At 67.1% G+C, this 26,000-nt stretch carries 23 protein-coding genes, 2 tRNA genes and 2 pseudogenes; 20 read left to right on the top strand and 7 right to left on the bottom strand.

Annotated features, from left to right (window positions below):
- Nucleotides 1-6 precede the first annotated feature (6 nt).
- The 10 genes and pseudogenes from trbE to K2L43_RS06895 form a co-directional block, all read left to right on the top strand.
- Nucleotides 7-1,836: pseudogene (gene trbE, locus K2L43_RS06940) on the top strand (conjugal transfer protein TrbE); the annotation flags it as partial.
- Nucleotides 1,837-1,900: 64 nt separating this feature from the next.
- A protein-coding gene (locus K2L43_RS06935; RefSeq protein ID WP_103738857.1) for an IS3 family transposase occupies nucleotides 1,901-3,099 on the top strand; the annotation gives its coding sequence in 2 pieces (ribosomal slippage) (nucleotides 1,901-2,168 and nucleotides 2,168-3,099; 1,200 coding nt in all).
- A gap of 39 nt (nucleotides 3,100-3,138) precedes the next feature.
- A pseudogene (locus K2L43_RS06930) lies at nucleotides 3,139-3,747 on the top strand (TraM recognition domain-containing protein); the annotation flags it as partial.
- Nucleotides 3,744-4,472, top strand: coding sequence for a P-type conjugative transfer protein TrbJ (gene trbJ, locus K2L43_RS06925; RefSeq protein WP_220638734.1), 729 nt, complete (start codon nucleotides 3,744-3,746; stop codon nucleotides 4,470-4,472). The pseudogene K2L43_RS06930 and the gene trbJ, both read left to right, overlap by 4 nt.
- Before the next feature lie 12 nt (nucleotides 4,473-4,484).
- Nucleotides 4,485-4,817: a hypothetical protein gene (locus tag K2L43_RS06920; RefSeq protein WP_220638733.1), complete on the top strand. Its 333-nt coding sequence runs from the start codon at nucleotides 4,485-4,487 to the stop codon at nucleotides 4,815-4,817.
- The gene (gene trbL / locus K2L43_RS06915; RefSeq protein WP_220638732.1) at nucleotides 4,814-6,199 is read left to right on the top strand and encodes a P-type conjugative transfer protein TrbL; all 1,386 of its coding nucleotides are present in this window, start codon (nucleotides 4,814-4,816) and stop codon (nucleotides 6,197-6,199) included. Before K2L43_RS06920 ends, trbL begins: the two co-directional genes overlap by 4 nt.
- Before the next feature lie 24 nt (nucleotides 6,200-6,223).
- Nucleotides 6,224-6,928, top strand: coding sequence for a conjugal transfer protein TrbF (gene trbF / locus K2L43_RS06910; RefSeq protein WP_220638731.1), 705 nt, complete (start codon nucleotides 6,224-6,226; stop codon nucleotides 6,926-6,928).
- On the top strand, nucleotides 6,925-7,908 hold the full coding sequence (gene trbG / locus K2L43_RS06905; protein WP_220638730.1) for a P-type conjugative transfer protein TrbG: 984 nt from the start codon (nucleotides 6,925-6,927) through the stop codon (nucleotides 7,906-7,908). Before trbF ends, trbG begins: the two co-directional genes overlap by 4 nt.
- A 2-nt stretch (nucleotides 7,909-7,910) precedes the next feature.
- Complete coding sequence (locus K2L43_RS06900) at nucleotides 7,911-9,188, top strand: TrbI/VirB10 family protein (RefSeq protein WP_110140683.1); 1,278 nt, start codon at nucleotides 7,911-7,913, stop codon at nucleotides 9,186-9,188.
- Nucleotides 9,185-9,427, top strand: a complete 243-nt coding sequence (locus K2L43_RS06895) for a DUF2274 domain-containing protein (RefSeq protein WP_058907016.1) — start codon at nucleotides 9,185-9,187, stop codon at nucleotides 9,425-9,427. The genes K2L43_RS06900 and K2L43_RS06895 overlap by 4 nt, the downstream gene beginning before the upstream one ends.
- 671 nt (nucleotides 9,428-10,098) lie before the next feature.
- On the opposite strand, the gene K2L43_RS06890 is transcribed toward K2L43_RS06895, so the two are convergent.
- From K2L43_RS06890 to cadR, 5 genes are all read right to left on the bottom strand, one after another.
- A tRNA-Gly gene (locus tag K2L43_RS06890) sits at nucleotides 10,099-10,174 on the bottom strand.
- A gap of 114 nt (nucleotides 10,175-10,288) precedes the next feature.
- Nucleotides 10,289-10,362: transfer RNA gene (locus tag K2L43_RS06885), tRNA-Cys, on the bottom strand.
- A gap of 628 nt (nucleotides 10,363-10,990) precedes the next feature.
- Nucleotides 10,991-11,575: a hypothetical protein gene (locus K2L43_RS06880; protein WP_011804719.1), complete on the bottom strand. Its 585-nt coding sequence runs from the start codon at nucleotides 11,573-11,575 to the stop codon at nucleotides 10,991-10,993.
- A 38-nt stretch (nucleotides 11,576-11,613) separates the two neighbouring features.
- On the bottom strand, nucleotides 11,614-13,311 hold the full coding sequence (locus K2L43_RS06875) for a site-specific integrase (RefSeq protein WP_196995177.1): 1,698 nt from the start codon (nucleotides 13,309-13,311) through the stop codon (nucleotides 11,614-11,616).
- A 298-nt stretch (nucleotides 13,312-13,609) separates the two neighbouring features.
- Nucleotides 13,610-14,050 carry a Cd(II)/Pb(II)-responsive transcriptional regulator gene (gene cadR, locus K2L43_RS06870; protein ID WP_011804717.1) on the bottom strand — a complete coding sequence of 147 codons (441 nt, stop codon included), beginning with the start codon at nucleotides 14,048-14,050 and terminating at the stop codon, nucleotides 13,610-13,612.
- A 77-nt stretch (nucleotides 14,051-14,127) separates the two neighbouring features.
- On the opposite strand from cadR, the gene K2L43_RS06865 reads away from it, so the two are divergent.
- From K2L43_RS06865 to K2L43_RS06820, 10 genes are all read left to right on the top strand, one after another.
- Complete coding sequence (locus K2L43_RS06865) at nucleotides 14,128-16,389, top strand: cation-translocating P-type ATPase (RefSeq protein WP_220638729.1); 2,262 nt, start codon at nucleotides 14,128-14,130, stop codon at nucleotides 16,387-16,389.
- Nucleotides 16,390-16,396: 7 nt separating this feature from the next.
- Entirely contained in the window at nucleotides 16,397-17,107 is a 711-nt protein-coding gene (locus tag K2L43_RS06860; RefSeq protein ID WP_011804715.1) for a transglutaminase family protein, read from the top strand.
- A 63-nt stretch (nucleotides 17,108-17,170) separates the two neighbouring features.
- The gene (locus tag K2L43_RS06855) at nucleotides 17,171-17,533 is read left to right on the top strand and encodes a DUF2946 family protein (protein ID WP_011804714.1); all 363 of its coding nucleotides are present in this window, start codon (nucleotides 17,171-17,173) and stop codon (nucleotides 17,531-17,533) included.
- A 164-nt stretch (nucleotides 17,534-17,697) separates the two neighbouring features.
- Nucleotides 17,698-19,023, top strand: coding sequence for a TolC family protein (locus tag K2L43_RS06850; RefSeq protein ID WP_011804713.1), 1,326 nt, complete (start codon nucleotides 17,698-17,700; stop codon nucleotides 19,021-19,023).
- Nucleotides 19,024-19,081: 58 nt separating this feature from the next.
- Complete coding sequence (locus tag K2L43_RS06845) at nucleotides 19,082-19,642, top strand: hypothetical protein (RefSeq protein WP_011804712.1); 561 nt, start codon at nucleotides 19,082-19,084, stop codon at nucleotides 19,640-19,642.
- The gene (locus tag K2L43_RS06840; RefSeq protein ID WP_011804711.1) at nucleotides 19,639-20,757 is read left to right on the top strand and encodes an efflux RND transporter periplasmic adaptor subunit; all 1,119 of its coding nucleotides are present in this window, start codon (nucleotides 19,639-19,641) and stop codon (nucleotides 20,755-20,757) included. Before K2L43_RS06845 ends, K2L43_RS06840 begins: the two co-directional genes overlap by 4 nt.
- 1 nt (nucleotide 20,758) lies before the next feature.
- Nucleotides 20,759-23,878 carry an efflux RND transporter permease subunit gene (locus K2L43_RS06835; protein ID WP_196995178.1) on the top strand — a complete coding sequence of 1,040 codons (3,120 nt, stop codon included), beginning with the start codon at nucleotides 20,759-20,761 and terminating at the stop codon, nucleotides 23,876-23,878.
- A 39-nt stretch (nucleotides 23,879-23,917) separates the two neighbouring features.
- Entirely contained in the window at nucleotides 23,918-24,304 is a 387-nt protein-coding gene (locus tag K2L43_RS06830) for a hypothetical protein (RefSeq protein WP_011804709.1), read from the top strand.
- A 5-nt stretch (nucleotides 24,305-24,309) separates the two neighbouring features.
- Nucleotides 24,310-24,846: a hypothetical protein gene (locus tag K2L43_RS06825; protein ID WP_011804708.1), complete on the top strand. Its 537-nt coding sequence runs from the start codon at nucleotides 24,310-24,312 to the stop codon at nucleotides 24,844-24,846.
- Between the two features lie 4 nt (nucleotides 24,847-24,850).
- A complete protein-coding gene (locus K2L43_RS06820; RefSeq protein ID WP_011804707.1) occupies nucleotides 24,851-25,168 on the top strand; it encodes a YnfA family protein in 318 nt (105 codons plus the stop codon).
- 247 nt (nucleotides 25,169-25,415) lie between these two features.
- On the opposite strand, the gene K2L43_RS06815 is transcribed toward K2L43_RS06820, so the two are convergent.
- Both K2L43_RS06815 and K2L43_RS06810 read right to left on the bottom strand, forming a co-directional pair.
- Nucleotides 25,416-25,742: a type II toxin-antitoxin system RelE/ParE family toxin gene (locus tag K2L43_RS06815; RefSeq protein WP_041835938.1), complete on the bottom strand. Its 327-nt coding sequence runs from the start codon at nucleotides 25,740-25,742 to the stop codon at nucleotides 25,416-25,418.
- Nucleotides 25,739-25,990, bottom strand: a complete 252-nt coding sequence (locus K2L43_RS06810; RefSeq protein WP_011804706.1) for a type II toxin-antitoxin system ParD family antitoxin — start codon at nucleotides 25,988-25,990, stop codon at nucleotides 25,739-25,741. The genes K2L43_RS06815 and K2L43_RS06810 overlap by 4 nt, the downstream gene beginning before the upstream one ends.
- Nucleotides 25,991-26,000 lie beyond the last annotated feature (10 nt).

Below are 26,000 nucleotides of genomic sequence, written 5' to 3'. Positions count from 1 at the left end.
AATGCCATGCTGAACCTTGCCGAATACCGCCAGCGGCCCGCGCTGCTGGCCGACTGGCTGCCTTGGGCTGGACTGGTTGCGCCGGGCGTCGTCTTGAACAAGGACGGCAGTTTCCAGCGCACGGCCCGGTTTCGCGGGCCTGACCTCGATAGCGCAACGCAAGGCGAACTGATTGCCACGTCGGCGCGCTTGAACAACGCGCTGCGTCGTATGGGTTCGGGCTGGGCGCTGTTCATCGAAGCCGAGCGCCGGCCCGCAGCCGACTATCCGCACTCGGAGTTTCCCGAGCCGTTGTCGTGGCTGGTGGACGAGGAACGCCGCGCTACGTTCGAGGACTCGGGCAACCACTTCGAGAGCGGCTACCACCTGACGCTGGTGTACCTGCCGCCCGAGGAATCGCGCGCCCGCGCGGCGGGGATGCTGTACGAGAACCGGCCCACCGAAGGCGTGGACTGGCGCGAGCGCCTGACGGCCTTCGTCGCGGAAACCGATCGCATCTTCGACCTGCTCGATGGCGTGATGCCGGAAATCGCGTGGCTGGACGACAGCCAGACGCTGACCTTCCTGCACGCCACCATCTCGACGCGGCGCTATCGCGTCGGCGTGCCTGAAGTGCCTTTCCACATCGATGCGCTGCTGACCGACTCCGCGCTGGTCGGTGGCCTGGCGCCCATGCTGGGCGGCCAGCACCTGCGCGTGGTGTCGGTGCGTGGCTTCCCGACCTCGACTTGGCCGGGGATTCTGGATGACCTCAACCGCCTCGGCTTTGGCTATCGCTGGTCCACCCGGTTCCTCTGCATGGACAAAGCCGATGCGGAAAAGGAGCTGTCCCGCCTGCGCCGCCAGTGGTTCGCCAAGCGCAAGAACGTGATCGCGCTGCTGCGCGAAACCATCTTCCAGCAGGAAACCCCGCTGGTCGATACCGACGCCAGCAACAAATCGGCCGATGCGGACGCGGCCTTGCAGGAACTGGGCAGCGATCAGGTGGCCTTCGGGTATGTCACCACCACGGTGACGGTGCTCGATGCCGACCCGGCGAAGGCCGACGAGAAGCTGCGCATGGTGGAGCGGGTCATCCAGGGCCGGGGCTTCGTGACGATGCCCGAGGCCTTGAACGCGGTGGATGCCTGGCTGTCGTCCATTCCCGGCCATGCCTACGCCAACGTGCGCCAGCCCATCGTCTCGACGCTGAACTTGGCGCACCTGATGCCGGTGTCGGCGGTATGGGCCGGCCCCGAGCGCAATAACCATCTCAACGGCCCGCCGCTGATCGTGACGCGCACCGACGGCGCGACACCGTTCCGGCTGGTGACGCACATCGGCGACGTGGGCCACACGCTGGTCGCGGGGCCGACCGGCATGGGCAAGTCGGTGCTGCTCGCCACCTTGGCGATGCAGTTCCGGCGCTATCGCGGATCGCGCATCCTCGCGTTCGACATGGGCCGCTCCATCCGGGCAACGGTGCTGGGCCTGGGCGGCGAGCACTACGACCTCGGTATGGATGGCGAGATCGCATTCCAGCCCTTGGCCCGCATCGACCGCGAGGGTTATCGAACCTGGGCCGCCGAGTGGATCGAAGGCCGCTTGCGGCATGAAGGCGTGACCGTCGGCCCGGAGGAGAAGGCTGCCATCTGGTCGGCGCTCGGCAGCCTCGCCGGTGCTCCGCTGGAGCAGCGCACGATGACCGGCCTGTCGGTGCTGCTGCAATCGAACGCGCTGCGCCAGGCGCTCGCGCCCTACGTGCTCGGCGGCGCCCACGGCAAGCTGCTGGATGCGGATTCGGATCGCCTGGGTTCCGGCGCCGTGCAGTGCTTCGAGATGGAAGAGCTGATGCACTGAGGTTGCCCCTGAAAAGTGGAGTTCTTAACCCTTGTTGAAGATACCGACAAGGAGTTCAGAGATGAGTGACAAGCAGGTGCGTGCGCAGTACACGCGAGAGTTCAAGCAGGAGGCTGTTCGGCAGGTCCGCTCGGGTCAGGCGATTGCGGTGGTGGCCAAGGTACTGGGCATCCCCAAAGCGAGCCTGGGCAACTGGGTGCGGCTGTCAGCCAAGGGAGAATTGGACGGTGCGGGCGGTGGTGACAAGGGCATCCAAGTCTCGCCCGAGCAGATGGAGATAGCCCGGTTGCGTGCAGAGAATGCTCGCCTTCGCATGGAGCGCGACATCGCAAAAAAAGCCGCGGCGTACTTCGCGCAGGACACGCTGCGAGGTACGCCTGGATTCACCAAATGAGAAAGCTGTACCCGGTGAGTGTGTCCTGCGGGGTGCTGGAGGTCAGCGCGAGCGGGTACTTCAACTGGCTGCGCCGGCGTGAGTCTGGCCACGGTGGACCTGCCCGGCGTCACAGCGACGAAGCCCTGCTGGCGTACATGCGCGCCATCCACGCCGAGGTGAAGGGGGAATACGGCTGGCCACGCATGCACAAGGAACTGCTGGCCCGGGGCATCCGAGTGGGCAAAGACCGGGTGCGCAAGCTCATGCAGCAGCACGGCATCAGGGCCAAGACCAAACGCAAGTTCGTGGTGACCACCGATAGCCGCCACAGCCTGCCGGTGGCGCCCGACTTGGTACAGCGGCGCTTCAACCCCGAGGCGCCCAACCAGCTCTGGAGTGGCGACATCACCTACATCCAAACCGACGAGGGCTGGCTGTACCTGGCTGCGGTCATCGACCTGTTCAACCGTCAGGTGGTGGGCTGGAGCCTGCAGCCGCACATGCAGGCCAGCCTGGTCAAGGACGCGCTGGCCATGGCGTGGTGGCGCCGCAGGCCGCCTCCTGGGCTGATATTCCACAGCGACCGGGGCAGCCAGTATTGCAGCCATGAGTTCCAGGATGCCTTGAAGGGCTGGGGCATGCGTTCATCGATGAGCAGAAAGGGTAACTGTTGGGACAACGCACCGACCGAGAGCTTCTGGGGCCGGCTGAAAACAGCCAGCGTACATGGGTGCAAATTTGCTACCCGTGAGCAGGCCAGGCAGGCGGTGATGGACTGGATGGCCTTCTACAATCACCGAAGGCTGCATTCGTCGCTGGGCTACCTCAGCCCGATGCAGTACGAGCAGCGCTGGTACGAGGCACAGCGTAAAAAGGCCGCGTGAACCGTGGGTTAAGAGCTACACGAAACAGGGGCAAGGTCACACAGCAAGGCCGCCGTCATGGCCGTGCTGCACTACCTCTTTGCCCGGTTCGATGAACGCTTTGACGGTGCGCCCACGCTGCTGATCCTCGATGAGGCGTGGCTGTTTCTCGATGACCCGGTGTTCGCGGCCCGCATCCGCCAGTGGCTCAAGACGCTGCGCAAGAAGAACGTGTCGGTCATCTTCGCCACGCAGTCGCTCGCAGACATCAAGGATTCGAGCATCGCGCCCGCGATCATCGAGAGCTGCGCGAGCCGCATTTTCCTCGCCAACCCGCAGGCGACCGAGCCGCAGATCAGGGCTATCTACGAAGGCTTCGGGCTGAACTCGCGCCAGATCGAAATCGTCGCCACCGCGCAGCCCAAGCGCGACTACTACTACCAATCCCGTCTCGGCAACCGCCTGTTCGACCTCGACCTGGGCGCCGCGACCTTGGCCTTCGCGGGTGCTTCCACGCCGCAAGACCAGCGCGACATCGACGCGGTGCTCGCCGCTACATCTGCATCCACCCCGTTCGCAGCCGCCTGGCTGCGCCACCGCGGCCTGCATTGGGCGGCCGAACTGCTGTCCTCGTTCCCGTCCACCCACCCCAAGGAGAACCCATCATGAAGAAGCGTCTTCTCGCCGCCGCCGTCGCGGCCATGCTTTGCACCGCTACCGCCGTGCAGGCGCAATGGGTCGTGATCGACCCTACGAACCTCGTGCAGAACACGCTGACCGCGATCCGCACGCTGGAGCAGATCAACAACCAGATCAAGCAGCTCCAGCACGAAGCGCAGATGCTCATCAACCAGGCGCGCAACCTCGCCAGCCTGCCGTCCAGCGTAGTGGGCCAGTTGCGCGCCAACCTGGCGACCACGCAGCGGCTGATCGCGCAGGCCAAGGGCCTGGCCTATGACGTGACCAATCTGGATCGGGAGTTCCAGCGCCTGTACCCGGAGCAGTACGCCGCCACCGTCAGCGGCAATCAGATGTACCGCGACGCGCAGGAGCGTTGGAAGAACACGCTCAGCGGCCTGCAGACCACCATGCAGATGCAGGCCCAGGCGTCGCAGAACCTGGGCGAAGACGAAAGCGTGCTGGCCGATCTCGTGGGCAAGAGCCAGTCGGCTCAAGGTGCGTTGCAAGCCATGCAGGCCATGAATCAGTTGCTGGCATTGCAGGCCAAGCAATCGATCCAGTCGCAGCGGCTCCAGATCACGCAAGACCGGGCCGCGTCGCTGGAGCTGGCGCGGCAGGCGGCAGCCACGGAGCGCGCCCGCGAGGTGCGGCGGCGCTTCCTGGGCGACGGCACGCCGTACACGCCGCAGTCTGTGAACTTCTACGGCAACTGACAGGAGGCCGCCATGCGATGCGTCCTCGTCCTGTGTGTCGCGCTGCTGGCCGCTTGCGGCGAGCAGCCGGCCGACCACCTTGCCGATGCCCTGGCTGCCGATCCCGTGCGGCTGAAGGCATTGCGCGCGCAATGCGCAGCCCATCCGCAACAGGTCATGCAGGCCACGGGCGAGGACGCTTGCCGTGCCGCCGCCGAAGCCTTCCGGCGGCGCTTCTTCTCCGGCCAGGCCGGGCCGGATGAATACCAGACGCTGGCCGACCTGCCGCCGATCCCGCCCAGCTTCGAGGAACCGGCCGATGGCATGGCGCCGGCCGTTCCCGCCGAACCGGAGGACACGCCATGAATGACGTGACCATCATCGACCAATTCCTCAACACCTTTGCCGCTTATATCGACTCGGGTTTCGGGCTGCTGCGGGGCGAAGTGGCGTTCCTCACTGCCACGCTGATCGTCATCGACATGACGATCGCCGGCCTGTATTGGGCCATGAGCCATGCCACCGGCCAGGGCGAGGACGTGATCGCCAAGCTGCTGCGCAAGGTGCTCTACGTCGGTGCCTTCGCCTACATCATCAATAACTTCAACTGGCTGGCCAGCATCGTGTTCCGCTCGTTTGCGGGATTGGGCATCACCGCCACCGGCTCGGCCATCACGATGGAGAACTTCTTGCAGCCGGGCCGGCTGGCGAAAACCGGCATCGACGCTGGGGCGCCGATTCTGGAGCAGATCGGCGAGATGGCGGGCTTTCCCGAAGTGTTCGTGAACCTCGACCCCATCGTGGTGATGTTCCTCGCGTGGCTGGTCGTGGTCTTGTGCTTCTTCGTGCTGGCGATCCAACTGTTCATCACGCTGATCGAGTTCAAGCTGACCACGCTCGCCGGATTCGTGCTGGTGCCATTCGCGCTCTGGAACAAGACCGCGTTCCTCGCCGAAAAGGTCTTGGGCAACGTGGTGGCCTCCGGCGTCAAGGTTCTGGTGCTGGCCGTGATCGTCGGTATCGGCTCGGGCTTGTTCGCTCAGTTCCAAGTCCATCCCGCCGAGCCGTCTATTGACCACGCGCTGGTCATCATGCTGGCCTCGCTCACCTTGCTGGCGCTCGGTATCTTCGGCCCCGGCATCGCCACGGGCCTCGTCTCTGGTGCGCCGCAGCTCGGCGCTGGCGCAATGGCCGGTGCTGCTGTTGGCGCTGCCGGCACGGCCGTCGCCATCGGTGCCGCCGCGACGGGCGTGGGTGGCGCCGTGGCTGCTGGTGCGCGCATGGCCCCGGCTGCCGCCAAGCTGGCCGGTAGCGGTGCGCGCGCCGCCACGTCGGCGGCCAGCAGTGCGAAGTCGGCGTTCCAAGCAGGTTCCGCCGCCGCTGGCGGCGGCGCAAAGGGCGCGATGGCGGGCCTGGGCAACGTCGCCAAGACCGGCGCGCAGGCAGCCGGGCGAGGCGCTGCATCCCGCGCTTCCGCTGCCGGGCAACGCATGGCCGCTCCCTTCCGCGCTGGCTGGAATGGCGCTGCTGCCGATGGCGGCGCGGGCGCGGCATCCGGTCAGGGTGCCACAGGCGAGGTCGCATCCGGTGCCGCTACAGCGCAGACACAGGAACAGCCCGCTTGGGCCAAGCGCCTGCATCGCCGCCAGCAACTCACCCACGCCGCGACCACCACCGCCCACGCGCTACGCGGTGGCGATGGCGGCGGCTCCGGCCAGGGGCCGAGCCTGCGCGGCGCCGACGACTAAAGCGATTCACAAGGAGAACTGACCATGCGATTCAAGAAGCCGCAGGTGCGCTATGCCGACACGCCGCAGCCTGCCACGCCGTACCAAGCTGCCGGCCAGGTGTGGGACGAGCGCATCGGCTCGCCGCGCGTGCAGGCGAAGAACTGGCGCCTGATGGCCTTCGGCTGCCTGACGCTTGCGCTGCTGATGGCCGGCGGCCTGGTGTGGCGCTCGGCGCAGTCCATCGTGACGCCCTACGTCGTGGAGGTGGACAACGCGGGCCAGGTACGCGCCGTGGACGAAGCCGCCACGCCATACCGACCCAACGATGCGCAGACCGCGCACCACATCGCGCGCTTCGTGACGCTGGTGCGCTCGCTGTCCATCGACCCCATCGTCGTCCGCCAGAACTGGCTGGACGCCTACGACTACACGACCGACAAGGGCGCGGCTGTGCTTAACGACTACGCACGGGTCAACGACCCGTTCGCGCGCATCGGCAAGGAGTCGGTGACGGTGCAGATCACCAGCGTCGTGCGCGCAAGCGACACGTCTTTCAACGTGCGCTGGACGGAACGCCGCTACGTCAACGGCGCCGCGGCGGGCTTGGAGCGGTGGACGGCCGTGGTGTCCATCGTGCTCCAGCCGCCGCGCACCGAAGAACGCCTGCGCAAGAACCCCCTGGGCATCTACGTCAACGGCCTGTCGTGGAGCCGCGAACTGGATTCTTCCGAAGGAGCCAAGCCATGAATGATCTTTTCCGTAAATCCGCTTTGCCGGCGATCCTGCTCGCCCTCGCGGGCTGCGCCTCGCAGGGCAAGCCACCGCCAACCATCTCGCTCGATGAGCCGGTGCAGGCGCAGCCGCTGCCGGAGCCGCCCGCGCCGGTGGAAGTGGTGGCCGTGCCCGAGGTGCTGCCAATGCCGGCGCAGTTGAAGCCGCTCGAGGACGCCAAACCCGCGCCGGAGCCGGCCGACGAGAAGGTGCGCGTCTCGCGCGCCAATGCCGAGGCCCGCGTCGCGCCCACGCGCGAGGGCTACGTCAATGCGATTCAGGTCTGGCCCTTCACCGATGGCGCGCTGTATCAGGTCTATGCGGCCGTCGGCCGTGTGACCGTGGTTTCGCTCCAGCCGGGCGAGGAACTGGTGACGGTGGCCGCCGGCGATACCGTGCGCTGGATCGTGGGCGACACGTCCAGCGGTAGCGGTGCCGACCTGCGCGTCAATGTGCTGGTCAAGCCGATCCGCTCGGGCCTCAAGACCAATCTCGTCATCACCACCAACCGCAGGACGTACCTGCTGGAGCTGGCTTCGACGGAGAAGACGTGGATGGCGTCCGTGTCCTGGGAGTATCCGCGCGACCAGATGCTGGCGCTACGGCGCCAGGCGCAGGCGGCCAATGCCGCCGCGCCTGTCGATACCGGGTTGGCGCTGGAGAACCTGCGCTTCCGCTACGCGGTCAGCGGTAGCAACCCGCCGTGGAAGCCGCTGCGCGCCTTCGACGACGGGCAGAAGGTCTATATCCAGTTCCCCGCCGGCATCGCGCAAGGCGAGCTGCCGCCGCTGTTCGTGATCGGGCCAGAAGGCGACGGGCAACTGGTCAACTACCGCTTCCGCTCGCCGTACTACATCGTGGATCGGCTGTTCGGTGCCGCCGAACTGCGCCTGGGCGGGGACAAGGGCGACGTGGTGCGAATCGAGCGCACGGACGGCGTTGCACGGAGGAACTGACCATGAGCCAGGACGACACCCCCGACCTCGCCACGCCGCAGACGGGCAAGGTAGCGCCCGAGGCGGTGGCGCTGCGCGCCCAGCCGCGCCCGGTCACGCGCCTGAACCGGCGCACGCTGGCCATCCTCGCCGGCGGCCTGTCGGTCGCCGTGCTCGGGGCCACGATCTGGTCATTGCAGCCGCAGCGGCGCGGGACCAGCGAGCAGGCCGAGCTTTACAACGTCGATCGCGTCTCGAAGTCCGAAGGGCTGGATGCGCTGCCGACGGACTACTCGAAGCTGCCACCAGCCTTGCCGCCCGATGTGCCCGAGCTGGGGCCGCCGTTGCCCGGCGACCTTGGCCCGGCCATCGTCGCTTCGCAGCAGCCGGTGACACCGGGCTATTCGCCGCCAGGCCATGATCCTGAAGATGCCTTGCGCAAGGAGGCGGACGCGGCGGCGGCCTCGTCGGTGTTCTTCCGCTCGGGCGGCCAAGGGCAGACCGCCGCCACGGTCGCGCAGGCAGCGCCGGGGACTGCAAGCACGCTTGCGGCCTTCGATCCGCTCGCTGCTGGGCCTGCCTCGACGGCGGCCCAGCCCGCCGACCCGACCGCCGTGCAGAACCGGCAAGACCAGAAGGAGGCGTTCCTGAAAGCCGGTTCTACGGAAACCCGCAATTCCGGCAATCTGGCGCTGCCCGCGTCGCCTTATCAGGTGATGGCCGGAACGGTGATCGCCGGCGCGCTGGTGACAGGCATCAAGTCGGACTTGCCGGGCGACGTGATCGGCACTGTGACGGAGCCGGTCTATGACACGGCCACCGGCAAGTTCCTGCTGATTCCCCAGGGGTCACGCATCCTCGGGCGCTACAACAGCCAGGTCAGCTACGGACAGAGCCGCGTGCAGGTGGTGTGGAACCGGATCATCCTGCCCGACACGTCCTCGCTAACGCTCGACAACCTTGTCGGCACCGACCCGGCCGGCTACGCGGGCTTGGAGGATGACGTGGACTGGCACTGGAACCGCATCTTTGCCGGTGCGGTGCTGACGACGCTGCTTGGCGTCGGCGCAGAGCTGGCCGCGCCGGAGAACCGCCAGGACGGCAACCGCATCGTCATCGCCGGACGTGACAGCGCCCAGGACAGCATCAATCAGGTCGGGCAGGAGATCACCCGGCGCAATATGAATATCCAGCCGACGCTGACCAGCCGGCCCGGCCTGCCGGTTCGCATCATCGTCAACCGGGATCTGGTGCTGCGACCGTACCAGCCGCTGTTCTTCAATCGGGGAACTTCGCAATGAGCACGACCAAGAAGCTGCGGCTCGGGCCACTGCCCAAGATCGAGAACGTCAAGCTGACATTTGCCTGCCCGGCCAGCTTGAAAGCCGACCTTGACCGCTACGCCGCGCTGCACGCGCAGGCATATGGCGAGGCGATCGATGCCGTGACGCTGATCCCGCACATGCTGGAGGCGTTCATGGCGGGGGATCGGGGATTCAAGCGCACACAGCCCAAGAACGGAAAAGCCGCCCCTGCGTGAACAGGGGCGGCTCTGGATTGGTGCCCGAGGCCGGAATCGAACCGGCACGCCTTTCGGCGAGGGATTTTCTTACCACTTCGACTTTCGCCGCCGCCCTGCTCAACGCAGGGCGTTCGTGGTCTGGAGCACGCCTTCACCATAGCCTTGCGGCCGTAGGTGCCCGCCGTCTGCTCTCTACACCTTCCCAAGCGGCAGCTTGGGCTTGGCTCGGCGTTGGCTCGGGTGCAAGAGCATCCAGGGCGTTCGCCGACTTTGACGGGCTTCACTTCGGGCGTTTCCCCCCGAAGGCTCAAATTGTTCAAGTCCCTTGTGTCTACCGATTTCACCACTCGGGCGTAGTGCTCAACGCACTGAAAACACCTACCTCCATCTACTGGCGCCTAGCTGGCCCCTGGCCGTCAAGCCTAGCTGCAAAGCTACAGCTCGGATGCCCGCAAACTGTTGTCACTATTGACCTTCTGGCTCGGTAGTTCTAGCAGAAAGGACTTGACAAAACAGATTTTAAGTCCGCAGTGTCTACCAATTTCACCATCGGGGCGCCGGTCGGTATGCAAGCCATGAAGACAGAGTAGCGGGGCCGGCATTGTTGCGCAACACCACAGACGAACCGACTTCTTGCACCAGCACTTCGACCAATAAAAAAGGGAAGCCGTAGCTTCCCTTTCAAATTTTGGAGCGGGAAATCGGTCTCGAACCGACGACCTCAACCTTGGCAAGGTTGCGCTCTACCAACTGAGCTATTCCCGCATTTTCCGCCACCAACTGGTACCGGAAAGACTTTGATTGTAGCATCAATCTTCCACCATTAGGCTTCCAATTGACCCTCTGAAGAAGCTTGCGCCTCCTCTACATAACACCATCTGGAGGCGCGGCCCGGAGTCGAACCGGGCTAAACGGATTTGCAATCCGGTGCATAACCGCTTTGCTACCGCGCCAGGTCTTGCGCCTTGATGAAAAGCGGAAGCATTGCCTCCCCTTTTCCTGGATATGGAGCGGGAAACGAGTCATGCACTAGAGCGCTAAGTCTCTGTTTCCCAATCACTTTCTCCACTGTGGTGATCAGCGAAGAACTCAATTATAGCCTTGTTTTTCGCCCTCGGCAACAAAGTTCATCCAACCACTTCCACCAGCGTCCAAGGATGATCCATCCACCCGTCGTTACGCCTGATGCGTCCAGCTGCTGAGCGGGTTCGCTATCGAACTCCAACTTGCGACGATCATGACTTGCGCTCGCTCCGCAGGCAGCGCGGGGTGGTGTCGCGTGGACTGCCTGGCACCTGGACGGCTGTAGGACACAACCGCCGGCATCGGAACACCGCAAGTACTCATCTTTACATCGCTGCGGCTAACTTCGCCGGAGCGCAACGCGGCGCCAGTGTAGTGGCAGCCGGGGTAGTCGTACTTTTCGTGCAGATTGGTGCGCTTTGCTCCGAAAACCCGTTGCACGACAAGCACTTACGTTTCCCGCACTTTCGGGCGCTTCGCATTTTTCGTGCAGATTGGTGCGCTTCGTCCCAGGCACCCTATGAGGCCGCACCCTGCGGTTTCCCGCGATCTGCCGGGTCAGACCTCGTCGCTTCGGTCGCGAAACTCCAGCTTGAACTGCCAGCCCTCGAAGGCCGCCACCATGCGGCCGAGTTCGTCCCAGGAGATCTCGCGACCATCGATGACGACCATCGGCACTCGGTGGTCCTCGTCGGGATCGCTGTCGACGGTGCCGCGCAGGATCAGGCGATCGTTCACCTGCGGCCCGTGGTCGGTGTCCTCAAGATGCGTGAGAGCCAGGGCCCGGCGCATCTTGCCAATGAGCTTGCCCAGCAACTCCAGAGGGTCGTCGTCAGGCTCGCCGATCACCTGAAACCGATACCCGGCCGGGCAGCCATCGCGCAGCTCGAACGCGTCGATCGCCATACCGGGCCCGAACAGTCGGGTGCGAAACCGGAACTCGTGCTCGACGCCACGCCCGTCGATCATGCGCACGGGCTCGAAGACCACGTGCTCAAACCCATGCAGACCGAGGCGGCTGGCGGCGGCCTCGTTGAAGCATCGGCCGCAAAGCTGCCGGTAGCCGCCCTCCGTCGACCCGTAGTTCACGACATCGTGGCTGAGCGCGGGCTGACGGCAGGCGTCGCAGGTGATTGGCTGCATGGGTGATGCGGTGTGCGTGTAGGCGAGACAACTTTAGGCTACGAACGCGGCACCGCGAACCGATCAGCCACCTGCTTGGCCCGTCGGGCATCGTCGGTGTGCAGGTACATCGAGGTCGTGGCGAGCGAGGCGTGCCGCAGGTTGTCGCGCACCGTGGTCAGCTCGGCGCCGCCTTCGAGCAGGTGGGTGGCATGCGTGTGCCTCGTCCAGTGCGGCGTGGCCAGGCGCAACTTCTCGGCAAGGGCCGGGGTGGCTTCCTCCACGACTTCGGCCGCCGTGGCGAAGAACCGCTTCATCACTCGCCATAGCCGCCACGAGGAGATCCCACTTCCATCCTCTCCAAGGCTGCCAATCAGCGGGGTCGATGGACGCCACTTCGAAGGCGTCACGGGCAGCCCCCGTTGAACGAGGTAGCGATCAAGGGCGGCCCGGGCCAGCGGCGGGAGCACGACCTTGCCGGCCTTGTGTCCCTTGCCGACGACCCCGATCCACGTGTCGCCGTGTGCGTCCGAGTCGACCGCGCCGAGTCGTGCGCCCACGAATTCGCTGATTCGCAGGCCCGTGGCGTATGCGAAGTCCAGCATGAAACGCAGCCGCTGCGCTGCCGGCTCGCTCCAGCCGTAGGACCATTCCAGGCCGTCGGCGACGACCCGGAGGAGCTTCCACTCGTGCTCGGTGAACGCGTGTGACGTGTCGAGCTGCGCCGGCCGGCTCCCTCGCACCTTGACGCCGGCGAAAGGGTTGGCCAGCACGTAGCGCTGCTCGATGAGCCAGCGGTACAGGGCGTTGAGTACCGACAGCGCGTAAGCCGCGGAGCGCGCCGAGAGCTCTCCCGCGAAGGGGCGCCACGCGGGCGACAACCGCGGCTGTGGTGCGCCGACCCAGCGCGCGCGAGGGCCCGGGTGACGCAGGAAGGCGCGGTAGGCAATGGCGTCCTCGGTGGTCAGCGATGAAAGGGCCCGCCCTCGCTCGACGATCGCCCACAGGATCAGCCGTTCGGCTTCCTTGCGGTAGGCCCGCTGGGTCGCCGCCGACTCGTGCAGCGACAGCCAGGCGTTCACGGCCTGGTAATCGTTGCTGGCGTCGAGCGCACAGCTGGCTTGCGGCGCTCGGAAGGTACCCCGTGAGCCATCGACGTCGTCGGGGACGACCAGTCGCTCCCAGGGGATCAGTTCCTGCGCCTGGTTCACTGTGATCAGCGCGCGAGCGCGTTCGGTGAGCGCAGGATGTTGGGCAAAGAATGCCTCGATGTGGCGGGCGCCGGCCGGCCCGAGCCCCGCGATGCCGGCCCACCAGCGCCGGCGCCTGGGCACGCGCAGGGTCAGGTCGGCCAGCGTGCGAATGCCCGCCGCGTGCAGTACGTCCACGAGCCGCACGGGTAGCCAGCGCTCGACGGCGTCGCCGATGAGGGGCTGCGGCCGCGGCATCCCTCGCAGCGTCTCGATGGCGGCTGTCGCTGCCCTGGCGAGTTTCCGATCCGATGGACTGGCCGCCGCGAGTGTGGAAGCCAGTTCCGCCTGCGCACGGCTCGTCGCGAAGGCCACGAGCTGGCGCTTCACCCGCCCGATCACGGAGCGCGCCGATGCGCCGGCAGTCCGGCGATCAGGCAAATAGCGATCCACCGCGGCGCGGGTCGGCACCCCTTGAAGCCAGGCGCGGAATGCGGCCAACGAAGCCTCGTCCGGCCAGGTCGGGGCTGTGAGCATGCTGGGCGGCGCTGACAGCGCGTTTTCCATCCGCGCCAGTTTAGACCCGCGGCATGCATGCCACGCTAATGTTGTTTATCTTGGCATCACTGCTGATGAATATGCTCGCCAGCGAACTCTCACCGCGGTGAGAGTCTTGGCAGACTCAGCACGGGGTGCCGTTGCACGCCGAGGTGATCACGATAGACCCCAAGTTCGATGCCCGGGAGGTGGGTGCAGCCCCAACTGAGGCTCCAGGAAGCTGCCGCTCGCGGAGACCAGCCATCGGCCACAAGCGGTCGGCCCCGCCAGCACCAGAAACCCGTCGCTCACCGACCCCAGGCAATGCTCAGTGAGCGCCGCGCACATGGCGCTTGGAAGCCGCCGCAGGTTTCGCACCTGCGTGATCGATGCCCTGGAGGATGCCGCAGTCGGCAGAGGCATGAGGCACGGGGCAGGCCGCCCGCAGCGCCCTCAGCTCCTTCTCAAGGGCGCGCAGGGCCTTGATCCGCTCGGCCACATGGCCGATGTGCTCGTCCAGCAGGCTGTTCACCTCGCCGCAATCGGCCAAGGGTTGGTCCTTGAAACGCAGCAGCACCCGCACCTCGTCAAGCGTCATGTCCAGGCTGCGGCACTGGCGGATGAACCCCAGCCGATCCGCATGCTGCGGGGTGTAGATGCAGTAGTTGCCCTCCGTGCGCGCGGCGGCCGGCAGCAGCCCCTCTCGTTCATAGAAGCGGATCGTCTCGATGGGCGTTCCGCTGGCCTGGGCCAGTTCGCCGATGCGCATGTGCGGTTCCCCTTGTGCCGGTGACAGTTCGCGACGCACCTTGACTCTATACCCACTTCAGGGTTTTCAATGTCGGCATGGCCCACGATCACCCCCACGACATCAAGCCGGATCCGGCCGGCGCACTGCAACCGGCTGGCTGCGGCGCCTGCTGCGGCGCTTCCGACCACGCACCTGCTGCCTCTGCCTCGGTCCCCCTGGGTGGTGGCCAGCGCTTCCGCATTCCGGCGATGGACTGCGCCAGCGAGGAGTCCGAGATCCGTCGCGCTGTCGAGGGCATCCCCGGCGTCCTGGGGCTACGCTTCCAGCTGGGCGAGCGCAGCCTGCGCATAGCCGGCGAGCCGCAGGCAGCGCTGGCGGCAGTGGAAGCCATCCGGAACTCCGGATTCGAGGTTCACGCCTGGCCCGACGCGACGGAGTCGTCCAACGCCGGTGATGGATCGGATCACGGCCACGACGCAGCAACCGGGTCCGGCCTGCCCCGCCTGCTGGCTGCCCTCGCTCTTGCGACGGCTGCCGAGGCCCTGTCCTTCCTGGCACCGGACGCGCCCTGGTCCAAGTGGGCTGGCCTGGCCGTTGCAGCCGCGGCCATCGGGCTGGCCGGCTTCGGCACGTTCCGCAAGGGCCTGTCCGCCCTGCGGCACGGCCGCCTGAACATCAATGCACTGATGTCAGTGGCGGTCGCGGGAGCCTTCGTGATCGGCCAGTGGCCTGAGGCGGCCATGGTCATGGCGCTGTACGCGATCGCCGAACTGATCGAGGCGCGGGCCGTCGACCGCGCGCGCAATGCAATCAGCGGCCTGCTGGCGCTGTCGCCCGACACCGCCGACCTGCGGCAGCCCGACGGCACCTGGAGATCCGCGCCCGTCGGCAGCGTACCTATCGGCGCCACGGTCCGGGTCAAGCCGGGCGAACGCGTGGCCATGGATGCCATCGTCACCGACGGCAGCACCGCCGTGGACCAGGCGCCCGTCACCGGCGAGAGCCTGCCGGTCGACAAGGGGCCGGGCGATGCGGTCTTCGCCGGCACCATCAACCAGACCGGCACCATCGAGTGCCGTGTCACCGCCGCGGCGTCGCAATCGACGCTGGCCCGCATCATCCACGCGGTCGAACAGGCCCAGGGCAGCCGTGCGCCCACGCAGCGCTTCGTCGACCGGTTCGCGGCCGTGTACACACCGGCGGTGTTCGTGCTGGCACTGGCCGTTGCCATCGCCGGCCCGTGGCTCTTCGGCTGGACGGTGCTGGCCGCGGTCTACAAGGCGCTGGTGCTGCTGGTCATCGCCTGCCCGTGCGCCCTCGTGATCTCGACGCCCGTCACCGTCGTCAGCGGGCTGGCGTCGGCGGCCAGGCGGGGCATTCTGATCAAGGGCGGCGTCCACCTCGAACAGGCGCGCCTGCTCAAGGCGGTCGCGCTCGACAAGACCGGCACCATCACCGAAGGCAGGCCGCGCCTCGTCGAGTGGGAGATGCTGTCCACCAGCCTGCCCAAGCCGCAGGCCGAACACATCGCAGCCGCGCTGGCGGCGCACTCGGACCACCCGGTGTCGCGCGCCATCGCCGCGGGGCTGACGCCGAACAGCGTCGAGGCCCGCAACTTTGCCGCGCTGTCCGGGCGCGGCATCGAAGCCGACATCGGCGGCCAGCGCTACGTGCTGGGCAACCACCGCCTGATCGAGGAGCGCGGCCAGTGCTCCGCCGAGATCGAGGCCGTGCTCCACCGTCACGAGGAAGCGGGCCGCACGGTCAGCCTGCTGGCCACCGCGTCCGGGGTGCTGGCGCTCTTCGCGGTGGCCGACACGATCAAGCCCTCGTCGGCCGCCGCCATCGGCGAGCTGAAGGCGATGGGCATCACGCCGGTGATGCTGACCGGTGACAACCAGGCCACCGCCGAGGCCATCGGCCGCGAGGCCGGTCTGACGGACATCCGCGGCAACCTGCTGCCCGAGGACAAGCTCGCCGCGATCCAGGCCATGCAGAAGCAGTATGGGGCGACGGCGATGACCGGCGACGGCATCAACGACGCACCCGCGCTGGCGCAGGCCGACATCGGCGTGGCGATGGGCGCTGCCGGCACCGACATCGCGATGGAAGCGGCCGACGTGGTGGTGATGAACGACGATCTGCGGCGCATTGCCGAGACGGTGCGCCTGTCGCAACGCACGCACGCCGTGCTGTGGCAAAACATCGCGCTGGCTCTCGGCATCAAGGCCGTCTTCCTGGTGCTCGCGCTGTTCGACAACGCCAGCATGTGGATGGCCGTGTTCGCCGACATGGGGGCCAGCCTGTTGGTGGTCTTCAACGGCCTGCGCCTGTTGCGAAACCCCGAACGAAGCTGAGGCGACCATGGAGGCCAAAGCCCAACTGCTACAGCCCACGCGGCTGCTCGATTTCACGCACCCCGCCATCGAAGCGCTGGTCGAGAAGCGGGGGTGGCGGCCGTTGCCGATGTATGACCGTATCGGCGCCGTCTACGACTTCGTGCGCAACGAGATCGCCTTCGGCTACAACGCTGGCGACGAGTTGCCGGCATCGGCGGTGCTGGCCGATGGCATCGGCCAGTGCAACACCAAGGGCACGCTGCTGATGGCCTTGCTGCGCGCCGTGGGCATTGCCTGCCGCTTCCACGGTTTCACCATCGACAAGCCGCTGCAGAAGGGTGCGATCACGGGGCTCGCCTATGTGCTGGCACCGCGACGCATCATCCACAGTTGGGTCGAAGTGGCCTTCGAGGGACGGTGGGTGAACCTGGAAGGCTTCATCCTCGATGCACCCTACCTGACCAGCCTGCAGCGGCGCTTCCCGGTCCGACAGCGGTTCTGCGGCTACGGCGCGGCCACGCCCGACCTGTCGGCGCCTGGCGTTGAATGGCGCGGCCAGGACACGTACATCCAGAAGGACGGGATCGCTGACGACTTCGGCGTGTTCGACAGCCCGGACGAGTTCTATGCGCGCCACGGCTCGAACCTCTCCGGCCTCAAGCGTTGGCTCTTCACGCAGGTCATCCGGCACCGCATGAACGCCCAGGTCCGACGCATCCGCGCCGAAAAGTGGTGATGCCGGTCACGGCGATCAGCCCGGCGAACCCGTCTCAAACTCTGTAGCTGCTAGACTCTTTTCATGCGCCGTTGGCTCGCGATCCTCATGCTCGCCCTGCTGCCGCTCCAGTTCAGCTGGGCGGCAGTGGCGGCGTATTGCGGGCACGAAACCGGCCAGCATGTTCAGCACCTGGGCCATCACGAGCACCAGCACACGGATGAGGCCACGGCCGACCAGGGCAGCGCGCCGGCAGATCAGAGCGCGCCGGCTGGGTTCGATTTCGACTGCGGCCATTGCCACGGCACCTGCGCCAGCATGCCCGCGCCCATGGGCGACATTTCGCCGCTGACTCTGGCCTCCCACCCGGTAACGCCTGTCGAAGGCACCGTGCGAACCCTCGCGCAAAGCCCGCCCGAACGCCCTCAGTGGCTGCCCCTCGCCTGATCGGCGAGGCGGGTTCCTTCTCCTTCTGAAGCCCGTTCGCGCCTGCGTGCGCGCCGCCCGACACATGGGTCAGCGGCGCCGCTCGAGGCCCGATCCGACCCTGAGTTCCTCAGCGTCGACTCTCGCCGATCTCCTGTGGGTTGTTTTCAACACTGGAGCATCGGATGCACCGAAGAAGAATCATGCCGGCCGGGCGCTGGCATCACGCCGCCCGCGCCACCCTGGCGACCGTAGCCAGTACGGCACTCACCGCAGCGCTGATGGGCGTCGCGATCGAAGCGCGTGCGCAGACCCCTGCTGCACCCAGCGAGCCGACCCCGCCCACGCTGCGAGCAGCCTTCGAAACCGCCTGGGCGCGGCAGCCCGAAGCGCAAGCGCTGGCAGCGCGGCGCGACGCGGCACGCGCGCAGCGGGACGCGGCCCAAGCATGGACGCCCGAGCCAGTGGCGATGGAGCTGTCCACCAAGACGGACCGCCTGAACCGAAACCTCGGCACCCGTGAGGTCGAGGTCGGCGTGGCCATCCCATTGTGGCTGCCGGGCGAACGTGGCCGCAGCCAGGCCCTGGCCGACGCCGAGGGCCGTGCCATCGAGAGCCGTACCACGGCGGCACAGCTGCGCGTGGCTGCCGCTGTGCGCGAAGCGTGGTGGGCGTGGCAGCGGGCCCGTGTGGAGCTCGATGCCGCACGCGGCCAGCTCGACAACGTTCAACGCATTGCCGCCGATGTCGGCAAGCGGCTCAGAGCCGGTGACCTGGCCCGTGCCGACCAGCACCAGGCCGACGGCGCCGTCGCGGCGGCCGAAGCGGCCGTGGCGCAGGCCGAAGGCGCGCTCACGGCCGGCTGGCAGCAGCTTCGTCCCCTCGTCGCCATGCCAGCGGCTGCCGCACCCAGCGCCGCGCCCGGCGCCGACGCCGAACCCGAGCCGTCCACGGCGACCGGTCCTGCAGACGGCCTGGACACGCATGCCGAACTGCTCTCGTTGAAGGACCGCTCCGCCGTCGCCGACGGCGTGGCTGCACTCGCGGCCACGCAGTCTCGCGCCAGCCCGGAACTCACCATCGCCGCCACCCGCGATCGGGGCACTTACGGAGAGTCCTACCAGCAGACCTTCACGGTCGGTGTGCGCATCCCCTTCGGCGCCGGTCCCCGGCACGATGCCCGCGTGGCCTCTGCGCGCGCCGAGGCGGTCGAACTGCAGGCGCAGATGGCATTGGAACGTGCCCGCCTGGCGGGCGAGCGCGAAGCCGCTCGCGCGCGCACCGACGCGGCGCGGGCGCAGCTGGCCGCTGCCGATCGTCGCGCCCAACTGGCGCGCGAATCGCGCGGCTTCTTCGACAAGTCCTTCCGCCTGGGCGAATCCGACCTGCCCACGCGCTTGCGCATCGAGGCCGAGGCCGCCGACGCCGAGCGACAGGCCGTGCGCGCCCGCATCGAACTCGCCGCAGCCATCTCGGCGTGGCGGCAGGCCCTGGGCCTGCTGCCGCAGTGAGCCGACGGCACACGCCCCCACGAACACGCTCAGCGAACCCCATCAGGAATCCCATCCCATGAAGTCTTCCCACTCCCTGGCTGCGCTCTGCCTTGCATCCGTGCTGCTCGGCAACGCCCTGCCGGTCATCGCCGGCGATGGCCATGACCACGGCGACACCGCCCCGGCCGCCACGGGCACCGCGCTGCCCCGCTTTGCGGCGGTGTCCGAGACCTTCGAGCTCGTCGGCGTGCTCGATGGCAAGCAGGTCACGCTCTACCTCGACCGATTCGTCGACAACACCCCGGTGCGTGGCGCGCAGATCGAACTCGAGATCGACGGGACCAAGTTCAAGGCCGAGGCCCATGGCGACGACGCGTATGAAGTGGTGCTCAAGGAAGCGCCCAAGCCCGGCGTGCTGCCGATCACCGCGACCGTGACCGCTGGGGCGGAGGTCGATCTGCTGGCCGGCGAACTCGACTTGCACGAGGCCGCCCACACCGACGAGCCTGCGCATGAACTTTCATGGAAGGAGGTCGGCGGATGGGCCTCCGGCGGCCTGGCCGTCCTTGCCGTGCTGGTATTTGGCGGGAGACGCCTGATGGCCGCCCGCCAGGTTCGCGCCGGAGGTGCAGCATGAAGCGCGCTTCTTTGCATCGCCTGGCCTGGCTCGGCGTGGTGCTGGCACTCGTGGGCCCACTGACCGCGCAGGCCGGGGAAGGCCATGACCACGGCGACGCACCCGCTGCGCCGAGCGCAAACGGCCCCCAACGCCAGCCCGACGGCAGCGTGTTCCTGCCCAAGCCGGCCCAGCGCCAGCTGGGAGTACGTACGATGGTGGCTGCTGAGGCCGAGCTGCCGCGCTCGGTCGAGCTGAACGGCAAGGTGCTGATGGATCCCAACGCCGGCGGCAAGGTGCAGCCGCTGAACGCCGGCCGCATCGAGCCCGGTCCACGCGGCCTGCCCAACCCGGGACAGGTGGTGCGCAAGGGCGAGGTGCTGGCCTACGTGGTGCCCTCGACCGCGCCCATCGAGAGATCGAATCAATCCGCGCAATTGGCCGAGTTGCGCGCGGCCAAGTCGCTCGCCGACAAGCGCGTGACGCGGCTGAAGGAGTTGTCGGATACCGTGCCGCGCAAGGACATCGAGGCGGCCGAAAGCGAGGCAGCCAGCCTGGCCGAGCGCATGGCGGCCGTTGGCGGCGGCCTGGCAACGCGGGAAGCGCTGGTGGCCCCGGTGTCGGGCGTGATCGCCTCGGCCCATGTGGTGGCCGGTCAGGTGGTCGATGCCCGCGAACTGCTGTTCGAGATCATCGACCCGAGCCGCTTGCGCATCGAGGCACTGGCCTTCGAGCCCTCGCTCGCGGCCAATGTCGGCAGTGCCACGCTGGCAGTCGGTGACCAGCGTGTGCCGCTGGAGTACCTGGGTGCGGCGCGCAGCCTGCGCGAGCAAGCGCTGCCGCTGGGCTTCCGCGCTCAGGGTGCGGCCCTGAACGGCTTGGCCGTAGGACAACCCGTGCGCGTCTTCGTGCAGACGAAGCAGAAGGTCAAGGGCATCGCGGTCCCGGTCGCGTCGCTGATGAAGAACCCGGCCAACCAGACCGTCGTCTGGGTCAAGACTTCGCCCGAGCGCTTCGAGCCTCGCAGCATCACGACCGAGGCCCTCGATGGTGTGAACGTCGCGGTCACATCGGGCCTGAAGGCCGGGGACCGCATCGCCACCCAAGGCGCCACCCTGATCAACCAGGTGCGCTGACATGTTCAAGTGGCTACTCGACAACAGCCTGACGAACCGGCTGCTGGTGATCATCGCCAGCGTCGTTCTGATGGCCTACGGCGCGTTCACGCTCTCGCGCACCCCGGTGGACGTGTTCCCCGACCTCAACAAGCCGACCGTCACCATCATGACCGAGGCCGGCGGCATGGCCGCCGAGGAGGTGGAGCAGCTCATCACCTTCCCGCTGGAGACGACCATGAACGGTCTGCCCGGCGTCGAAAGCGTGCGCTCGACCTCGTCGGCCGGCCTGTCCTTCCTCTACGTCACCTTCGACTGGAGCACCGACATCTTCCGCGCCCGGCAGCTGGTGTCGGAGCGGCTGTCCTCGATGGAGGAAGGCATCGCCGAAGGCGTGGTGCCGCGCATGGGCCCGATCAGCTCGATCATGGGCGAGATCATGCAGATCGCCATTCCGGTCGATCCGAGCAAGATCAGCCCGATGGCGGTGCGCGAGTACGCCGACTGGGTGCTTCGACCGCGCCTGCTCTCGGTGCCAGGCGTCGCGCAGGTCATCCCGATCGGCGGCGAGGTGCGGCAGTTCCAGGTGCAGCCGAACACCGCGCGCATGGCCGAGCTGGGCATCACGCACGACCAGCTCGAAAGCGCGCTCAAGGGCTACTCGTCGAACACCTCGGGTGGCTTCCTGGAGCTGAACGGCCGCGAGTACCTGATCCGCAACCTCGGCCGCACGTCCCGGCTCGACGACCTGAAGAACCTCGCGCTCGCGGCCAAGGGCGGCCAACCCATCCTCCTGCGCCAGATCGCCGAGGTCACGTTCGCCGCGGCACTCAAGCGCGGTGACGCAGGATTTGAGGGCAAGCCGGCGGTGATCCTGGGCATCCAGAAGCAGCCGACTGCCGACACCATCGCGCTCACCAAGTCCATCGAAGACGCCCTCGTCGGACTGAAGGCTTCGCTGCCGGCCGGCATGGAGGCGCCTCGCGTCACCTTCCGTCAGGCCAGCTTCATCGAGGCCTCGATCACGACGCTGCAGGGCAAGCTGATCGGCGCCTCGATCTTCGTCGCGGTGATCCTGTTCTTCTTCCTCGGCACCTTGCGGCCGACCGTCATCGCGCTGACGGCCATTCCGGTATCGATCTTCATCACCGCTCTGGTCTTCAAGTACTTCGGCCTGTCGATCAACACGATGACGCTGGGCGGCCTGGCCATCGCCATCGGCGGTCTCGTCGACGATGCGGTGGTGGGTGTCGAGAACGTGCTGCGGCGGCTGAAGGCCGACCGGGCCAACCATCCGCACAGCCGGCTGCACCTGATCGAGATCGTCGCGCACGCGACGATGGAAGTGCGATCGGCCATCCTCTATGCGACGGTCATCATCGTGCTCGTCTTCATCCCGCTGTTTGCACTGCCGGGGCTGGAGGGCAAGCTGTTCGTGCCGCTGGGCATCGCCTTCATCGTCTCGACGCTGGCTTCGCTGATCGTCTCGGTGACGGTGACGCCGGTGCTCAGCTTCTACCTGCTGCCGCGGATGAAGAACCTGGACCACGGTGACACCAAGGTCCTGGCCTGGCTGAAGGCACGCTACCGCAGCGGCCTGCAGGGCGTGCTGGACCGGCCCAAGGCCGCCATGGCGGCGGCCGGTGCGGCCGTGCTGGTGGCCGCAGTGGCGGTGCCGTTCTTCCCGACGACCTTCCTGCCGCCGTTCAACGAGGGCACGCTGCTGATCGGCCTGCGCCTGAACCCGGGTGTCACCTTGACGGAGTCGTCGGCCTTGGCACGCCAGGCCGAGGTACTGGTCAAGCAGGTGCCCGAGGTGACGCACGTCGGTCGCCGCAGCGGCCGGGCCGAGCTGGACGAACACGCGGAAGGCGTGCACGTCAGCGAGCTCGACGTGGGCCTCAAGCCCACCGCCGAGCTGACGCGCAGCATGGACGAGATCAAGGCCGACATCCGCAAGCGCCTGATCAACCTGCCGGCTGCGCTGGAGATCGGCCAGCCCATCTCGCACCGCATCGACCACATGCTCTCGGGCGTGCGCTCGCAGATCGCGATCAAGATCTTCGGCGAGGACCTCGACGCGCTGCGAGGCCAGGCAGATGCCCTGCGGGCCAAGCTGGCCACGATCCCAGGCATCGCCGACCTGCAGATCGAGAAGCAGGTGCTGGCGCCGCAGATCAAGGTGCGCATCGACTACGCCGCCGCGGCGCAGTACGGCGTGCCGGCGCCGCAGGTGCTCTCCGCATTGCAGGCGCTGGTCGAGGGGGAGAAGGTCACCCAGATCGTCGAGGGAGGCCGGCGCTTCGCACTCGTGGTCAAGCTGCCCGAGTCGGCGCGTTCGGTCGAAGGCCTGGGCCAGATCCTGATCGAGACGCCGAACGGGCGCATCCCGCTGTCGAAGATTGCGGCGATCGAGGACGGCGACGGCCCCAACCAGATCAGCCGTGACGACGGCAAGCGGCGCATCGTGCTGTCGGCCAATGCGTCCGGGCGCGCGCTGTCGGAGATCGTGGCCGACATCCGCAAGGTGGTGGCCGAGACGAAACTGCCCGAGGGCTACTTCATCACCCTGGGCGGCCAGTTCCAGGCCCAGGAGGAGGCCTCGCGGCTCGTCGGCCTGCTGTCCATCGTGTCGCTGACGCTGATGTTCGTGGTGCTCTACAGCCGCTACAAGTCGGCGGCGCTGTCGGCGCTGATCATGGTGAACATCCCGCTGGCGCTGGTGGGCGCAGTCATCGGCCTGTGGCTGTCGGGCCAGCCACTGAGCGTCGCCGCTCTCGTCGGCTTCATCACGCTGGCCGGCATCTCGGTACGCAACGGCATCCTGAAGGTCAGCCACTACATCAACCTGATGCGCTTCGAGGGCGAGTCCTTCGACCAGAAGATGATCCTGCGCGGCTCGCTGGAGCGGCTGAGCCCAGTGCTGATGACCGCGCTGGTCACCGCCTTTGCGCTGGCCCCGCTGCTGTTCGAGGCCGAGCAACCCGGCACCGAGGTGCTGCACCCGGTGGCCGTAGTGATCTTCTCCGGCCTCATCAGCTCGACCCTGCTCGACACCTTCCTCACGCCCGCGATGTTCTGGCTCTTCGGGCGCAAGCCGGCCGAAGCGCTGATGGACGACAAGGACGCCGAGGCGCTTTGAGCGGCTTCCTGTTCACCCCCAAACCCTGAAAGGACTCTCATGAAGACGCAATCCATCCTCGCCTCCATCACCCTCGCCCTGGCTGGTTCTGCCTTTGCCGCCGGCGACAAGCACAACCACGCCCACGAGCACAAGCCGCTGCATGGCGGCGTCGTGGTCGAGGTCAAGGACATGGACTACGAACTGGTGGCCAAAGCCACCGTGATCCAGCTCTACCTGCGCGACCACGGCAAGCCGGCCGACGTGTCCAAGGCCAGCGCGAAAGTGACGCTGCTGACCGGCACCGAGAAGCAGGAGGTCGAGCTGAAGCCCGCGGGCGACAAGCTCGAAGCCTCCGGCAGCTTCAAGGTCGGCCCCGGCACCAAGGCCGTCGCTGTCGTGATCGTCGGCGGCAAGCCCGCCACCGCACGCTTCACAGTGAAGTGAACGCCATGACTGCCGACCGATTGACCTGTGCCTCGGTGGTCTTGGTGGCTGGGCTGCTGGCGGGCTGCGCCACGCCGCCCGCACCCGATCCCACCGTCGAGATCCCGTACTGCCACAAAACCAACAAGGGCCGGGTGATCGCCTGCACCACGGCTCCGGCGCCGAGCCTGAACGCCGATGCGCAGGCCAAACAGTTCGCGCCTGACCCGAACGCCCTCACCGTGTACGTCGTGCGGCGCAACTGGGGCGACGGCCGGAACTTCGTGAAGGTTCAGGCCGACGGCGGAGCCGCCGTCGAGACCCTGCCGAACACGATGGTGCGCTACCGGCTGAAGCCGGGTTCGCACTCGATCGCCTTCGACTTCGAGGGGCAGCGTCCAGCGACGACGGTCGCGGGCAAGGCGGGCGAAGTGCGGTTCGTCCGGCTCGACGGCATGGTCTGGGCCTGGAAGAGCACGTTCACCTGGGCGACCGAATCCGAGGACGCGATCCGCGAACGAGCGCTGAAGGCAAGGCTGGTGGCCGACTTGGCGGTACGCTGACCCCATGAGGACATTTGCCCTGTTCATCGCCACGGCCCTGGCCGAGATCGTTGGCTGCTATCTGCCCTACCTGTGGCTGAAGCAGGGCAGGTCCGCGTGGTTGCTCGTTCCGGCGGCGGCGAGCCTGGCCCTCTTCGCCTGGCTGCTCACGCTGCACGAGACGGCGGCGGGGCGGGTGTATGCGGCGTACGGCGGGGTCTACATCGGCGTCGCGCTGCTTTGGCTGTGGATCGTGGACGGCATCAGGCCGACGGCATGGGACGTGGCGGGCGTCGCCGTCGCGCTGACGGGCATGGGCCTCATCATGTTTCAGCCGCGCTGATGATCAGTTCGATGCCGTAGCGTGCAGCTTCTTTGCCGGTCTGCGCGCGGCCGACCCCGGCTTGAGTGACTCCGCCGCTGTCAATCGACAGGTACATGTGATGCGCGAGCTAACGACTTGCGAACGTCTGCTTAGACGCGATACGACTGACTACAACGGGTCGATTTCGGCCAGCCAACTCGACGAACAGTCTGCCGTAGACCGGTCATTGAGCTCCGGCCCTGCGCCCGCCGCGACGTGAGTAACGTTAGTTCGAAGCGAACTCATCGCCCAAGATCGCTGCGAGGTCCTGGCGCTCGCCCAGCAGCCGGACGACATCCAGGTCATCTCCGCGTTCGAAGTAGCACCACAGCAGCGGGAACTTTGCGACCCGCCAGGTCCGAAGCCCTGGAATGCCAAGAAGCTTTCCGAGCGTCGGTGAGCCGATGCCAGGGTCGAGTTCGATCTGGTCAAGCGCGGCGTTGGTGGCCTTGGCCACCTTCACCGCCACGCGGGTGCCACCCTCCTTGCGGTAGTAGCGGACTTCGCCCTGCTGGTCGCGCAGCGCCTGCGGGCGCAGAACCGCCGGCTTCAATCGATCTCGCCGCGAGCGATCGCCAGCAGTTCCTTCTCGTCCGCCTTGGTGCGACGCCGGCCGGGCCCGGATGCCAGCCCTTCTTCGATGAGGTCGCGAAGCCGCTTCTTGGCCTGCTCTTCCTGGTCGCGCCGGACCAAGTCGCGGATGTACTCGCTGGTGTTGCCATAGTTGCCGGCGGCGACCCGGTTGTCGATGTACTCGCGCATCGACTCGGGCAAGGCGAAACTCATGGTTTGTCGGCTCATGTGGGCATCT

Source organism: Diaphorobacter sp. MNS-0 (assembly GCF_019602835.1).
GTDB lineage: Bacteria > Pseudomonadota > Gammaproteobacteria > Burkholderiales > Burkholderiaceae_C > Diaphorobacter > Diaphorobacter nitroreducens.
The sequence above is the reverse complement of the archived record's forward strand: the minus strand, read 5'-3'. Positions and strand labels throughout refer to the sequence as shown.